This is a genomic window from Aeromonas sobria, from assembly GCF_000820145.1.
Taxonomy (GTDB): Bacteria; Pseudomonadota; Gammaproteobacteria; order Enterobacterales; family Aeromonadaceae; genus Aeromonas; species Aeromonas sobria.
In genome coordinates this window covers 1-14792 of record NZ_CDBW01000045.1, presented here as the reverse complement: position 1 = coordinate 14792, position 14792 = coordinate 1, and the positions used below count along the sequence as shown (strand labels likewise).

The window sequence follows — 14792 nt, the reverse complement described above, 5'->3', positions numbered from 1 at the left end:
AGACAATCAGGCGGCCCGATGGCCGCCTGATTTTTCAGGGGAGTAGCCCAGGGTGATGGTCGGTGTGATCCGCTGGCTAAGGCCGCCTTGAACAGCGTGATACGCTGGCAAAACAGCGAAATGACAGTGAAACATCACAATCAGGCGGTGAGAAATGGTACGATTTTTCATGTAATCCTGAAAATACGCCATTGGCCAAAATAAAAAAATGAGTAGGAATGAAATTTTGGTTTTATATTTCACAAAATAGAACGATGTCAGTTTTGTTGCATTCCGGGATCCAGATTCCATTCCCAATCTCACTGGCTAAAGCCAGTAATGGCAGTGATATGTTTCAGCCCAGCTTTTTGAGAATTAAATCCCGATAAACCACAATAAACTCAGATTAAAACACTAACAAAAAGTGAATTAGTAATGAGTTTATCTGTAGAGGCTACCAAGGAGCTATCCGGTTCCTGCTCCACCACTGCCAGCATCACCCGCTGGCGCCGTCACGACACCCACTGGGTCATCAGTCTGTTTGGCACCGCGGTTGGCGCGGGCATCCTGTTCCTGCCCATCAATCTGGGTCTGGGCGGGATCTGGCCCCTCGCGATCGTCGCGGTACTGGCGGGCCCCATGACCTTCCTCGCCCACCGCGGGCTGGCGCGCTTCGTGCTCTCCTCTTCGCGCCCCCACGCCGACTTCACCGAAGTGGCGGAAGAGCATTTCGGCAAGATGGCCGGTCGCCTCATCTCGGCGCTCTACTTCCTCTCCATCTTCCCGATCCTGCTCATCTACGGGGTCGGGCTGACCAACACGGTGGAGAGCTTCATGGTCAACCAGCTCGGCATGGCAACCCCGGATCGGGTGATGCTCTCCGGTGTGCTGGTGTTCGCCATGATCGCCGTGATGCTGGCGGGGGAGAAAGCGATGCTGCGCGCCTTCGCCTTTATGGTCTATCCGCTGGCGGCCATTCTGGCGGCGCTCTCCTGCTACCTCATTCCCCAGTGGCAGTGGCCGGAAATGACCGAGTTTGAAGGTGTCAGCTTCCTCAACACCGTCTGGCTGGCGCTGCCGGTGACCGTGTTCGCCTTCAGCCACGCCGCCGCCATCTCCGGCTTTGCCAACGTGCAGCGCCGTGAATATGGCGAGCAGGCGGAAGCCAAGAGCGGCCAGATCCTGCGCAACACCACAGTTATGCTGGTGGGCTTCGTGCTGTTCTTCGTCTTCTCCTGCGTGCTGAGCCTCTCGCCAGCCCAGCTGGCTGAAGCCAAGGCCCAGAACGTCTCGGTGCTCTCCTATCTCGCCAACATCACCGACAACCCGGTGATCGTGACTCTGGGGCCGCTTATCGCCTTTATCGCCATCAGCTCCTCCTTCCTCGGCCACTTCCTCGGGGCCCGCGAAAGCCTCAAAAGCCTGATCGCCAAGCCCACCGGCCTGCCGCTGGCCAAGGCGGACAAGCTGGGCATCGCCCTGATGTTCTTCGCTATTTGGGGCGCCGCCGTGATCAATCCGGGCATTCTGGGGCTGATGGAGACCCTCTCCGGCCCGGTCATCGCCATGATCCTGTTCATCATGCCGGTGATTGCCATCTACAAGGTAGAGGCGCTGGCCCGCTTCCGTCACGGCTGGACCAACGGCTTTATCCTGCTGACCGGTTCGCTGGCGGTATCGGCGCTGATCTTCAGCCTGCTGAAATAACCACTGCCCCGTAAACGGGGCCGCAGAAACGACAAGAGGCGACCCAGGGGTCGCCTCTTGTGCATTGCAAATCGCTTACTCTTGATCGAAATCTTCGATCTCTTTGCCCAGCGCTTCCATGATGGCGCGCGCTTCGGCGGGGACACTGTCCGGATGATCCTTGCGCAAGTCTTCGTCGCAAGGGAGCGGCTGGCCGGTGAAAGCGTGCAGGAAGGCTTCACAGAGCAGCTCGCTGTTGGTCGCATGACGCAGGTTGTTCACCTGACGACGGGTGCGCTCATCGGTCAGCACTTTCAACACCTTGAGCGGGATCGAGACGGTAATCTTCTTGACCTGTTCGCTCTTCTTACCGTGTTCCGCATAAGGGCTGACGTAGTCGCCGTTCCACTCTGTTCCCATGACTCACCTGTTCTCATTTAGCCGTGAGCGCGGATTTTAACCCTTAAGGAAATTAATGGCAATCCAACAGCAAAGCCATTTAGACGTCTGGAAGTGTTGACGGCTTTTTTGTGCTGGCGTAAGGTGGTTCACCATAGGCCAGCAATGGCAGGATCGCCGTGGCGCAGGCAAAGCAGCCATCGCCCAGAGACAGTTCAAGGAGAGAGTGACATGACCCACAAGGCCCCCCTGACGCTAGGCTGCATCGGAAATCGAGCCGGATCAATCGCCAAGTCACAAAGCCAAGGAGAGCGACATGAGTCATAAGGCCACCCTGGCGGTTCGCACCGGGATCGAGACTGACACGCAACACGGTGCCGTGGTGCCCCCCATCTACCTCTCCAGCAACTACACCTTTGCCGACTTTGGCGAGCCCCGTCAATATGATTATGCCCGATCCGGCAATCCGACCCGCAGCAATCTGGCGGACGCGCTGGCGGCGCTGGAAGGGGGCGCCGGTGCCGTGGTCACCGGCACCGGCATGGGCGCCATCCATCTGGTCACTACCGCCCTGCTCAAGGCGGGGGATCTGCTGATCGCCCCCCACGACTGCTACGGAGGCACCTGGCGGCTGTTCGAATATCTGGCGGCCAAGGGCCACTACCGGGTGCAGTTTGTCGATCAGGGTGACGAGGCCGCACTGGCCGCCGCACTGGCGCAAAAGCCTGCACTGGTATGGGTCGAGACCCCCTCCAACCCGCTGCTGCGGGTGGTGGATATCAGCGCCATCGCCAACGCCGCCCACGAGGTGGGTGCCCAGGTGGTGGTGGACAACACCTTCCTCTCCCCCCTGCTGCAACAGCCGCTGGCACTCGGTGCCGACGTAGTGGTGCACTCCACCACCAAGTACATCAACGGCCACTCCGACGTGGTGGGCGGGGTCGCGATTGCCAAAGAGGCCGCACTGGCCGAGTCGCTGGTGTGGTGGGCCAACTGTCTGGGGCTCACCTCCGGGGCGTTCGACTCCTACCTCACCCTGCGTGGCCTGCGCACCCTGGCCCCCAGATTGCGCAGCCATCAGGAGAACACCGATCGCATCCTCGCCTTCCTGCAACAGCAGCCGCTGGTGAAACGCATCTATCACCCCAGCCTGCCAAGCCATCCCGGCCACGATATTGCGCGCCGTCAACAGTCCGGCTTCGGCGCCATGTTAAGTTTTGAACTCGATTGCAGCGAGGCGGGCATTCGCACCTTCCTCGCGGCCCTCACCCTCTTCTCGGTGGCCGAGTCCCTCGGCGGGGTGGAGAGTCTGGTGGCCCATCCGGCCAGCATGACCCACAGGGCCATGACCCCGGCGGCGCAGCAGGCAGCAGGCATCAGCGCCCAGCTGCTGCGCTTGTCGGTCGGTATTGAACACGGTGAAGACCTGGTGGCCGATCTGGCTCAGGCTTTTGAACAGGCGCAGCAGGCAGAACAGGTAGCGAAGTAATGGAACAGCAACAAGGAGAGATCGCGGTGACAGAGGCAGGTTTGAAGCGACGTCACGTCCACAAGTTTGGTGGCAGCAGTTTGGCGGACCCGGTCTGCTATCGTCGGGTTGCCAGCATCATTGAACAACAGACCGGAGGTGACGAGCTGATCGTGGTCTCCGCCGCGGGCAAGACCACCAACCGGCTGATCCAGCTGGGGGAACTGGCGGATACCGGTGACGAAGCCGCCGGTGAATCCATCTCGGCCCTGCAAGCCTATCAACAGAGTCTGATCGATGGCCTGCTGGAAGGGGAGTTGCAGCGCGACCTCAGCGCTCAGCTCGCCAGCGACGTGCAACAGATCGCTAAGACCCTGGAGGGGCAGTTTGATCGCTTCGCCCGCAACGGTCTGCTCGCCTTTGGCGAGGTGTGGTCGGCGCGCCTGCTGGCGGCCCTGCTCACCAGTCGCGGTGACAAGGCTGCCTGGCTCGATGCCCGCAGCTTCCTGCGCGCCGAGGATGGCGCCCTGGTCAAGGTGGATACCGCCCTCTCCAGCGAACTGCTCAAGGCGCGACTGGCGGAACATGCCGGCCGCATCGTGGTGACCGGCTTTATCGCCGCCGACATGGAGGGGCGCTCCCTGCTGCTCGGCCGCAACGGCTCCGACTACAGCGCCAGCCTGCTGGCGCTGCTGGCGGACGGTGAATCGACCACCATCTGGAGCGACGTGGCTGGCGTCTACAGCGCCGACCCCCGCCGGGTCAAAGAGGCGCGCCTGCTGGAGCGCCTCAGCCTGGCCGAGGCCAACGAGCTGGCCCGCCTTGGCTCCTCAGTACTGCACTCTCGCACCCTGCAGCCGGTCGCCGACAGCCGCCAGCGCCTCACCCTGCGTTGCAGCTACAACCCGGATGAGGGCTGTACCCATATTCTGCGCCGCGCGCCGCGCTCCGGTGGTGCCCGCATCGTCTCCTCGGTGGATCAGATCGCCCTGATTGAGCTCAAAGTGCTGCCACAGGCCAACTTTGAGCAGACGGTCGCCACCATCGAGGCCCATCTGGCCCGCCACCGCCTCAACCCGCTCACCCTGCAGCGCCAGCCGGATCGGCGGGTACTGCGTCTGGCCTACACCCTTGAAGTCGCACAGGGTGCCTTCGAGATCCTGCGGGACTTCCAGTTGCAGGGCAGCTTCACTGGCCTGATCCAGAAAGAGGGATTCAGTCTGGTGGCGCTGGTAGGGGCCGGAGTCACCGACAACGCCGAGCAGTGCCATCGCTTCTATCAGCTGCTGGCAGATCAGCCGCTGGAGTTCGTCCAGGTGGCCAGAGATGGCTTGAGTCTGGTGGCCGTGCTGCGTCAGGTGGTGCTGGAGCCGCTGCTAATCGCTCTGCACAGCGCCCTGTTCAGCCGCCCGACCCGGGTCGGACTGGTGGTGTTCGGCAAAGGCAATATCGGCGGCCACTGGCTCACCCTCTATAGCCGCGAAAAAGCCCGGCTCGAACATGAACTCAATCTGGCGCTCACCCTCTACGGGGTGTTCAGCTCGGAAGGTGGCCTGCTGGATGAAGAGGGGCTGGATCCCCGCAAGGTACAAAACAGTGTCGATGGCAAACCGCTGATCTGGCCGGAGTTGCTCTCCCAACTGGAGCAGCACAGCTTCGATACGCTGATCGCGCTGGACATGACCGCCAGCGAAACCGTGAGCCGCTACTATCCGGATTTTGCCCAACTCGGTATCCACATCATCGCAGCCAACAAGTTTGCCGGTGCCGCCGACAGCGAGTTCTACCAGCGCATCAAACAGACCTGCAGTGACCATCAGGTGCAGTGGCGCTATAACGCCACCGTGGGGGCCGGGCTGCCGATCCAGTCCAGCATCCAGATGCTGCGTCAGAGCGGCGACCGTATTCAGGGGGTCTCCGGCATCTTCTCCGGCACCCTCTCCTGGCTGTTCCAGCAGTATGACGGCACTCGTCCCTTCTCCGAGCTGGTGGACGAAGCGTGGCAGCACGGTTTGACCGAGCCGGATCCCCGCGAAGATCTCTCCGGTCAGGATGTGCGGCGCAAGCTGCTCATTCTGGCGCGGGAGGCCGGCTTTGAGCTCGATTCGGCCGATATCACACTGGAAAATCTGGTGCCCGTCACCCTGCGCAAAGTCAGCGCGGATCAATTCATGGATCGGCTCAAGGAGCTGGATGGCCCGATTCAGACCGCCTTTGAGGGAGCCAAGCGCCTTGGCAAGGCGCTGCGTTACGTAGCCCGCTTCGAGCGTAACGGCAAGGCACGGGTTGGACTGGAGACGCTGGAACCGCACCACCCGTTTGCCAACCTGCTGCCGTGCGACAACATCTTTGCCATCGAGAGCGACAGCTACCGCAGCAACCCGCTGGTGATTCAAGGGCCGGGGGCGGGTCGGGAAGTGACCGCTGCGGCAATCCAGTACGACCTGTGGCAGATCTGCGCCAGCCTCTAATGCAGAGAATGCAAAGGGAGCAACTCAGCTCCCTCGCACAATAAAAAAAGCCCGAGTCGATGACTCGGGCTTTTTGCTGAATGCCGCTTCGATTAAGAGAAGCAGGCCTGCAGCACGTAGAAGATAGCAATGGCCAGAATGGCACCGGCAGGCAGGGTGATGATCCAGGAGACGACGATATTGCGCAGCACCCCCAGATTCAACGCCGCAATCCCGCGCGCCAGACCGACACCCATCACAGCACCCACCAGGGTCTGGGTGGTGGAGATGGGCAGACCGGTACCAGAAGCAATCACCACGGTCGCAGCGGTCGCCAGCTGGGCAGCGAAGCCACGGCTCGGGGTCAGGTGGGTGATGCCGGTACCGACCGTCGCCATCACCTTCTCACCCATGGTCGCCAGACCGATCACGATACCGATACCGCCAAGCGGCAGGATCCACCAGGCGATAGACGCCTGACTGGAAATTTCACCGCCGGAGGCCACGATAGAAGCCACGGCAGAGAGCGGGCCAATGGCGTTGGCCACATCGTTGGAGCCGTGGGCAAAGGCCATGGCACAAGCGGTGATCACCATCAGGATACCGAATACCTTCTCCACGTTGGCGAAGTGCATCTTGCTGTCATCCTGCGGGTTGTACTTCTGACCGCGGATATAGAAGAAACCGGCAATCGCCAACGCAATAGAGATAGCCACAGAGAGCAGAATGCCCTCGCCATCACTCAAGTGCAGACCAACGTGGGTCAGCCCTTTCTTGATGGTCACCAGACAGATCACCAGCGCCGTCAGGAACATGTAAAACGGCACATAGCGCTTGGCGTTAGCCAGCGGATCATCGGTGTTGAAGATAAGCTTCTGCACGCTGATAAACATGAAGTAGGCGATCACACCGGAGATAGCCGGAGTGATGATCCAGGAGCCGACGATGCCGCCAAACTTGCTCCACTGCACCGCTTCCGGACCAATGCTCACCACCGCAAAACCGACGATGGCGCCGATGATGGAGTGAGTGGTAGAGACCGGCCAGCCGAAGTAGGAGGCCAGGATCAACCAGGCACCAGCAGCCAGCAAGGAGGCGATCATGCCGAGTACCAGTAGGTCCGGTGTATCGGCAAATGCATTGGTATCAATGATGCCATTGCGGATGGTTGCGGTCACTTCACCGCCCGCCAGATAAGCACCGGCAAACTCGAAGATCATGGCAATGATGATGGCCTGACGGATAGTCAGGGATTTGGTGCCGACCGATGTGCCCATGGCATTGGCAACGTCGTTTGCACCAATGCCCCAGGCCATCAAAAAGCCGAACAAGGCCGCCACGAGCACCAGTGTGGTGCCGTAATTCGCGATAATGTCCATTAGTAGTGTTTTACCCAGTCAGTCGATTACGAACGAGCCAGCATCAGTTCCAGACGGGCGCCTACACGCTCGGCCTGATCTGCCAGGTCACCTACCCATTCGAGGATCTTGTAGAGGAACATCACATCAATCGGATTGTAATTGTGCTCAACCGCTTGCAGCTGTTGGCGCAGTCCGATCTGCATGGTGTCTGTATCGTCCTCGATCAGATCCAGCTGGTGGATCATCTCGGCAACCATTTCCACTTCCCGTCCCTTGAAGCCGGTCTCGAGCAGCTCGTCGAGCTCCCCGATCGCTTTCTCGGCCTGAGCGGTCGCATCAATACAACGTTTGAGATAGGCCATGAAATCAACCCGCATTTCAGCAGGGAACTCCATGCGACGACCAAGCATGCGGCCGGAGATATCCTTGGCACGGTTGGCAATCTTGTCTTGCTGGGTCAACAGCTCCAGCAGGTCGGTACGCGCGACCGGCAGGAACAGGCCGCGAGGCAGTTTCAGACGGATTTCACGCTTGAGGATATCCGCCTCTTTTTCCAACTGGGCAATCTGCTGCCGGATCTTCTCGGCATCATCCCAACGGTCTTCCGCAACGGCGTCAAAGAAAGGGACCAACTGCTGGGAGCACTGGTGAACCTTGACGATATGCTTCTGCAACGGCTTGATGGGGGACTTGGCAAAAAGCCCCAAAATAGTATTTACTGGCATGGTCAAACCTGTGTCGGTGAAAAAACACTCGATACGATTTTATGAGGCGCGCATGGTAACCGAACTGCGCACTCAATTAAACCGCGAATTAATCTAGTCGCCTCGCGGCATTATATCCTCGCGACCCGAATCCCGCCCCTCAAAGTTACCTGCCAGCCCGGAATAACTATGCAAATCGAGATCGAGATAAAGTTTTTTGTCGCCTGCGACATTCAAGCAGGGTTATCCAACCTGCTGAATTCTCTTGAAATTAAGGAATCCTCCCAACAACAGCTCGGCAACGTCTATTTCGATACGCCAACCCTCGCCTTGCGCCAGCTGGATATGGGGTTGCGGATCCGCCGCTGCGATAGCTTTGCCGAACAGACCATCAAGTGTCGCGGTCAGATAGTGGGCGGCCTGCACGCCAGACCCGAATACAACACCCCCGTCAGCGGCGATCTGCCGACCCTCTCGGCCTTTCCCGATGAGATCTGGCCGACCCTGCCCGAGCGCGACCACATCCAGCAACAGCTGGTCGCCCAGTTTCGTACCGACTTCCTGCGGCGCCACTGGTTGATCGCCTTCGAGGGGGCCGAGATAGAACTGGCCTGGGATCAGGGAGAGATAGTCGGTAGCCAGGGCAGCACCACCATCAACGAGCTGGAACTTGAGCTCAAATCCGGTGACACCGCGGCGCTGTTTGCACTGGCGCAGCATCTTGCCAAGCTGGGCGGGCTGCGGCTCGGCGCCCAATCCAAGGCCCAGCGCGGCTATCGACTGGCAGGCCTTGGCAAACCGCTGGCCCTGCAGGCGCTGGTAGCGAGTGAAGATATAGATAGCATAACGGGGGTAAGCGAAGGGCTTCGCCACTGGCAGCATCACGAGCAGCTCTGGCTGGAACACCCACAGGATGAGGCTGTGCAGCGACAGGCGTTCGATGCCCTGTGTCAGGGGATCGCTCTGGTCACCCGCAGTGCGGCCAGGCTGCCGCAACCAGCGCCCTGGCTGCCAGCCCTGACCAGCCTGCAAGCACATCTGCAAATCAGGCCGAACGAGCATGACAAGTGGCCTGCCGAATTAGCCGATCTCTTCCTCTATCCGGCGTATGTCGAGTTACAGCTGGCCATCGCCGCCTGGCTGCATAGCGCCGCCTAACCGGCACGAGCGGCCTCAGTGGGACAACACCAGAAACAAAACGGGTGAGCCTTGGCTCACCCGTTTTGTATTACAGCAGGTTGAGCTGCTGCATGGCGCTGCGAATACGCTCGCGGGTCGCTTCCGACAGCGGCATCACCGGCAGGCGGCACTCCTCGCTGCAAAAACCGAGCAGGGAAGCGGCATATTTGGCACCGGCTGGGCTCGGCTCGGCAAACATCGCCTGATGGAGCGGAATGAGCTGGTCTTGCAGCTCACGCGCTGCTTGCCACTTGCCCGCCAGCGTGAGGTTCTGCACCTCTGCCACCAGCTTGGGGGCCACGTTGGCAGTCACTGAAATACAACCCTGACCGCCACCGATGTTGTAAGCCACGGCAGTGGCATCTTCACCAGAGAGCCAGGCGAAGGGCTTGTTGATCAGCTGGCGCTCGGTCCAGGGACGGGCCAGATCGCCGGTAGCATCCTTGACCCCGGCAATGCGCGGCAGTTCGGCCAGACGGGCCAGGGTCGCGGGCTGCACATCGACGATGGCACGCGGCGGAATGTTGTAGACGATGATCGGCTTGGCGGTGGCGTCGTGGACGGCCTTGAAGTGGTGGTAGAGCCCCTCCTGATTGGGGCGGTTGTAGTATCCGGCCACATGCAAGGTGGCATCGGCACCGACCCGTTCGGCATGGAGGGTGTACTCGATGGCTTCGACCGGATTATTGGAACCCGCCCCGGCGATCACCGGAACGCGCCCCGCCACCTGTTTGACCACCAGTTCGACCACTTTACAGTGTTCGTCGTGGGTCAGGGTCGGGCTCTCCCCCGTGGTGCCCACCGGCACTATGCCGTGGGTACCCTGCTCGATATGCCACTCCACCAGACGCAACAGCGCCTCTTCATCCAGCTTTCCCTGTCGAAACGGGGTGATCAACGCAACAATAGAACCTTGAAACATGGAATTTCCTTCTCCTGAATGACCCGCATATGGCAATAAAAAACCCCGGTACGATGTGCGCAACCGGGGTTTGAAGCTTCTCAGAAATGAGAGGTTACGCGCGAACGTCGGCAGGCCCGAATGTCAGGCTTTTTTTGTGCTTTCGTTTCAACCCGTTGAACCGCATTTCGTCATCTCTGGTCAAAAAATGGTGTCTGGGCATATTTCGGGAACACAGCATAAATGTCAAGGCGAAAGGGGCTATGTATAATGGCCGCCCAAAATTGAGTGGAGAGACCCGATGAGCAGCCCTATCAGTGCCGTCAGCCAGATGCTGGAACGAAACCAAGCCCTCTTTGTCGGCAAGCGGCTACTTGTCTGCGGCGCGCTGGAGGATGACTACCCGCGCCAGCTGGCCACTCTAGCCGAGACCCTGACCGTCTTTACCACGGATTACTGCTATTACCGCAGCCAACAGACCGCCCTGGGTGACGCCATCCTGTTCGACCACCAGCTCGATGGCGCCCCCCGCTTCGATGCGCTGCTGCTGCTGATGCCCAAGGCCAAGGCCGAGGCGCAATATCTGCTGGCCATGATGACCCCCTTGCTGGAGGCGGGTGCCGACCTGTTCCTGGCCGGTGACAACCGTGGCGGCATCAATGGCGCCGACAAGCTGCTGGCACCTTATGGCGAGAAGCCGATAAAACGTGACTCGGCCCGCCGCTGCTCCCTCTATCACGGCGAGCTCTGCAAGCCGGTTGCCCCGTTCGAGCTGGATAGCTGGTTTGGCCGCTACCAGTGCAAGGCCGGCGATACCGAGCTGACCGTGCTGGCCCTGCCCGGCGTCTTCAGCGCCGCCGAACTGGATCTCGGCACCCAGATGCTGCTGGCCGCAGTGCCGCCGATGAAGGGCGAACTGCTCGATTTCGGCTGTGGCGCAGGGGTAATTGGATCTGTGCTGGCCAAGCGCAATCCAGATCTGCTGGTCAACATGGTGGATATCAGCGCGCTGGCGCTGGAGTCGAGCCGCCGCACCCTGGCGATCAATGGTCTGCAGGGCAAGGTCACCCCTTCCGATGTCTATTCCGATGTCTCCACCCGTTTCCAGCACATCGTCTCCAACCCGCCATTCCATGCGGGCCTCAAGACCTTCTATGCAGCGACCGAAACCTTCCTCGCCAAGGCGCCGGAATTTTTGCTGCCAAATGGCTCGCTGACCATTGTTGCCAACGCCTTCTTGCGCTACCTGCCTATACTGGAAACACATTTCAAACGGACAGAAGTGATCAGCAGCGATACCAAGTTCAAGGTCTATATGAGCAAAGTGTAAATAAGTGCAAGCAGTACAAGAAAACAGCTAGAGAGCGCCATCCGGTATCTGGTAAGGTACTAAAAGGACAATAAAAACACCCCTTAAGGGGTGTTTTTATACCGAACATTGAAAACCTTTTCATAGTGTTCATGCAGGGAGATTAATACGATGGCAGGTATCTTGACCATGATCCTGGCTGGCGGCGAAGGTACTCGTCTGCAGCCTCTCACCACTACCCGCAGCAAGCCTTCCGTCCCCTTCGGCGGCAGTTACCGGCTGATCGATTTCGTCCTCAACAACTTCGTCAACGCCGACTTTCTACGCATCTATGTCCTGACCCAATTCAAATCCCAGTCCCTCTATCTGCACATGAAGAAGGGCTGGAATATCGTCGGCATCACTGACCGCTTTATCGACCCCATTCCGGCCCAGATGCGGATGGGTAAACGCTGGTATGACGGCACCGCCGATGCCATCTACCAGAACCTCGGCTTTATCGAGCGGGCCGAACCGGATCATGTCTGCATCTTCGGCTCCGACCACATCTACAAGATGGATGTGAGCCAGATGGTCACCTTCCACAAACAAAAGAGCGCCGCCATGACAGTGGCCGCTCTGCGCATGCCCATCGAAGAGGCGAGTTCATTCGGCGTGATCGAGGTGGATACCGAAGGGCGGATGATCGGTTTTCAGGAAAAACCCAAGCATCCCAAGCATATCCCCGGCGATCCGACCCAGGCGCTGGTCTCCATGGGTAACTACATCTTCGAGACTGACGCCCTTTGCCGTGAATTGAAACGGGATGCTGCCGAAGATAGCTCCAGCCACGACTTTGGCAAGGATGTGATCCCGAGCCTCTACCCGCGCGCCCCCGTCTATGTTTACGACTACAGCACCAACGTCATCCCGGGTGAAAAGCCGAGTGTGTACTGGCGGGATGTGGGCACTCTGGACTCCTACTGGCTGGCTCACATGGACTTGGTGGCTGACAACCCCCCCTTCTCCCTCTATAACCGCAAGTGGCCACTGCACACCCACTATCCGGCACTGCCGCCAGCGACCTTTATCGACAGCGACGTGTGCAAGGTCAATATTGCCAACTCCCTGATCTCCGCCGGTTGCTTCATTCAGGGCAGCCAAATCCAGCGATCCATTCTCGGTTTTCGCTGCAATATCGGCGCGTGCAGCCACATAAGTGAATCCGTGCTGCTGGGGGATGTGAAGATTGGTGAAGGGTGCTCCATCCGGCGGACGATCATCGACAAAAACGTTGAAATTGCGCCCGGCACCGTTATCGGTGAAAATCTCGACCATGATAGAGAGCGATTTACCGTATCAGAAGGCGGTATCGTGGTGGTACCTAAGGGAGCAAGAGTTGGCTATTAACCCACTGAAAATCCTGTTTGTTGCCTCGGAAGTTGAGGGGCTGGTCAAGACCGGGGGCCTGGCAGATGTTGCCAAAGCCTTGCCTATGTACCTGGTCCAGAAGGGGCATGATGTCAGGATCATGCTGCCCTTCTACAAGACGATTAAGCGACGGGATGAGGCCAAACTGGTAGCGTCACGCTGGTTACCCACCCATCCGGGCCTGCCGGATATCGGCTATCGCATCTACCAGATGGAGCTGGATGGCGTCTGCGTTTATCTACTCGACTGCCCGCAATATTTCGATCGTCCCCAGCTCTATGCCGAGAACAATCAAGCCTATCCGGATAACGGCGAGCGTTTTGCCTTCTTCTCGGCGGCTGCCCTCCATGCCTGCGAGCAGCTCGGCTTCGCACCGGATATCGCCCACTGCAACGACTGGCACACCGGGCTGCTACCCTTGCTGCTGAAAACCCGCCATGCCAACAACCCTTTCTTCCAGCAAACTCGCAGCGTGATCAGCATTCACAACGCGGCGTTTCAAGGGGTGTTCGGCCGCGAGCAGTTCTGGGCCATGCCCGAAATTGCCGATTACGAACGCCGCATCAACTATGACTACGGCCACGTCAACCTGCTTAAATGCGGGGTGCTCTACGCCGACAAGATCAATGCGGTCAGCCCCAACTATGCCCAGGAGCTGCTGACTCACCTTGGCGCCCACGGTATGGCGAGCATTTTTCAGCAACGTAGGGATGACCTGTGCGGCATCCTCAACGGCTGCGACTACAAAGATTGGGATCCGGAGTTTGACGCGTTCCTGCCCGCCACTTACAGCATCGACAACATGGCAGGCAAACAGATCTGCAAACAGCATCTGCAGCAGGAAGCGGGATTGCCCGTTGCAGACCTGCCTATCTACGGCATGGTGTGCCGCCTGACCGAGCAGAAGGGTGTCCCCCTGCTGCTCCCTGCGCTGGAGAAATTCCTCCACCATCAGGTGCAAGTGGTGATCGTAGGCTCTGGCGATCCTGCGCTCGCCACACAACTGCAAACCATGGCCCAGCAGTACCCAGGCAAGCTCGCCTTCATCAATACCTATGATGATCGCCTGGCTCATCTGGTGGAAGCCGGTGCCGACTTCTTCCTGATGCCCTCGCTGTTCGAGCCTTGCGGCCTCAACCAGATGTACAGCCTCGCCTATGGCACCCTGCCACTGGTGCGTGCCGTGGGTGGTCTGAAAGATACCGTGGTGGATTGGGATGCGGACCCGGAACATGCCACCGGCTTTTGCTTCAATGATCCGACCGCCGCTATCCTGCTCGATACCATGCGCCGCAGTCTGCTCTATTTTCTGCAAGACAAGACACAATTTGCCAAGGTGCTGCACAACGCTATGAACACCCGCTTCAACTGGCCTGACTCCATCACCCAGTACGAGCAGATGTATCATGGCGCAATGGGGCACAGCTAATCTGCGAGTCACCAACCCAAGCTAATTGCTGAAGTTTTGTACCCTTGGCTCCACTTTGAGCGTCAACAGCGAAAAAAGTACCTTTTGCTTGTTGACGCTCCCCCAAAACTCTATAGAATCCCCCTCCGCAGTGATGCGAAGGTGGCGGAATTGGTAGACGCGCTAGCTTCAGGTGTTAGTGTCCCACGGATGTGAGGGTTCGAGTCCCTCTCTTCGCACCAATACTGCCATGCTGATTCAGCAGCATGTAAATCCAACTAGAAAGCCCGAATGTGCGAAGGTGGCGGAATTGGTAGACGCGCTAGCTTCAGGTGTTAGTGCCCCCCGGGTGTGAGGGTTCGAGTCCCTCTCTTCGCACCATGCTTCTCCAGATAGCATGTAAATCTAAACTGGTAACACAATGTGCGAAGGTGGCGGAATTGGTAGACGCGCTAGCTTCAGGTGTTAGTGTCCCACGGATGTGAGGGTTCGAGTCCCTCTCTTCGCACCATGCTTCTCCAGTCCTGCCTCTTATCTC

12 protein-coding genes and 3 tRNA genes are annotated in these 14792 nt (G+C 59.0%); 10 read left to right on the top strand and 5 right to left on the bottom strand.

All coding sequences use genetic code 11. The annotated features are described in order from the left end of the window. Nucleotides 1-6: 6 nt before the first annotated feature. The gene (locus BN1135_RS22280) at nucleotides 7-291 is read right to left on the bottom strand and encodes a hypothetical protein (RefSeq protein ID WP_098972019.1); all 285 of its coding nucleotides are present in this window, start codon (nucleotides 289-291) and stop codon (nucleotides 7-9) included. 123 nt (nucleotides 292-414) lie between these two features. Here BN1135_RS22280 and BN1135_RS19590 point away from each other — a divergent pair, with 123 nt between their 5' ends. Continuing rightward, nucleotides 415-1686, top strand: coding sequence for an aromatic amino acid transport family protein (locus BN1135_RS19590; protein WP_042024119.1), 1272 nt, complete (start codon nucleotides 415-417; stop codon nucleotides 1684-1686). A 75-nt stretch (nucleotides 1687-1761) separates the two neighbouring features. Here the strand turns inward: BN1135_RS19590 and metJ are convergent, their stop codons facing one another. Beyond that, nucleotides 1762-2085: a met regulon transcriptional regulator MetJ gene (gene metJ / locus BN1135_RS19585; RefSeq protein ID WP_042024118.1), complete on the bottom strand. Its 324-nt coding sequence runs from the start codon at nucleotides 2083-2085 to the stop codon at nucleotides 1762-1764. A 295-nt stretch (nucleotides 2086-2380) separates the two neighbouring features. Between metJ and metB the strand changes: the two genes are divergently transcribed. Together metB and BN1135_RS19575 are read left to right on the top strand one after the other, a co-directional pair. Next, complete coding sequence (gene metB, locus BN1135_RS19580) at nucleotides 2381-3553, top strand: cystathionine gamma-synthase (protein ID WP_042024117.1); 1173 nt, start codon at nucleotides 2381-2383, stop codon at nucleotides 3551-3553. Further along, entirely contained in the window at nucleotides 3553-6003 is a 2451-nt protein-coding gene (locus tag BN1135_RS19575; RefSeq protein WP_042024115.1) for a bifunctional aspartate kinase/homoserine dehydrogenase II, read from the top strand. Before metB ends, BN1135_RS19575 begins: the two co-directional genes overlap by 1 nt. A 92-nt stretch (nucleotides 6004-6095) precedes the next feature. Here BN1135_RS19575 and BN1135_RS19570 read toward each other — a convergent pair whose 3' ends face one another. Then, a complete protein-coding gene (locus BN1135_RS19570) occupies nucleotides 6096-7361 on the bottom strand; it encodes an inorganic phosphate transporter (protein ID WP_042024113.1) in 1266 nt (421 codons plus the stop codon). 26 nt (nucleotides 7362-7387) lie between these two features. Further along, on the bottom strand, nucleotides 7388-8068 hold the full coding sequence (locus BN1135_RS19565; RefSeq protein ID WP_042024112.1) for a TIGR00153 family protein: 681 nt from the start codon (nucleotides 8066-8068) through the stop codon (nucleotides 7388-7390). A 168-nt stretch (nucleotides 8069-8236) separates the two neighbouring features. Here BN1135_RS19565 and BN1135_RS19560 point away from each other — a divergent pair, with 168 nt between their 5' ends. Continuing rightward, nucleotides 8237-9205: a CYTH domain-containing protein gene (locus tag BN1135_RS19560; RefSeq protein ID WP_042024110.1), complete on the top strand. Its 969-nt coding sequence runs from the start codon at nucleotides 8237-8239 to the stop codon at nucleotides 9203-9205. A 70-nt stretch (nucleotides 9206-9275) separates the two neighbouring features. Here BN1135_RS19560 and dapA read toward each other — a convergent pair whose 3' ends face one another. Further along, the gene (gene dapA, locus BN1135_RS19555; protein ID WP_042024108.1) at nucleotides 9276-10148 is read right to left on the bottom strand and encodes a 4-hydroxy-tetrahydrodipicolinate synthase; all 873 of its coding nucleotides are present in this window, start codon (nucleotides 10146-10148) and stop codon (nucleotides 9276-9278) included. A 280-nt stretch (nucleotides 10149-10428) separates the two neighbouring features. On the opposite strand from dapA, the gene rsmC reads away from it, so the two are divergent. From rsmC to BN1135_RS19525, 6 genes are all read left to right on the top strand, one after another. Then, nucleotides 10429-11457 (top strand): 16S rRNA (guanine(1207)-N(2))-methyltransferase RsmC, encoded by a 1029-nt coding sequence (gene rsmC, locus BN1135_RS19550; RefSeq protein WP_042024106.1) that lies wholly within the window; start codon nucleotides 10429-10431, stop codon nucleotides 11455-11457. Between the two features lie 150 nt (nucleotides 11458-11607). Next, nucleotides 11608-12825 carry a glucose-1-phosphate adenylyltransferase gene (gene glgC / locus BN1135_RS19545; protein WP_042024104.1) on the top strand — a complete coding sequence of 406 codons (1218 nt, stop codon included), beginning with the start codon at nucleotides 11608-11610 and terminating at the stop codon, nucleotides 12823-12825. After that, on the top strand, nucleotides 12815-14275 hold the full coding sequence (gene glgA / locus BN1135_RS19540; protein ID WP_042024102.1) for a glycogen synthase GlgA: 1461 nt from the start codon (nucleotides 12815-12817) through the stop codon (nucleotides 14273-14275). The genes glgC and glgA overlap by 11 nt, the downstream gene beginning before the upstream one ends. A gap of 135 nt (nucleotides 14276-14410) precedes the next feature. Next, nucleotides 14411-14496: transfer RNA gene (locus BN1135_RS19535), tRNA-Leu, on the top strand. A 53-nt stretch (nucleotides 14497-14549) separates the two neighbouring features. Beyond that, nucleotides 14550-14635, top strand: a tRNA-Leu gene (locus BN1135_RS19530). A 44-nt stretch (nucleotides 14636-14679) separates the two neighbouring features. Then, nucleotides 14680-14765 (top strand) — tRNA-Leu (locus BN1135_RS19525). The last annotated feature ends 27 nt before the right edge of the window (nucleotides 14766-14792 follow it).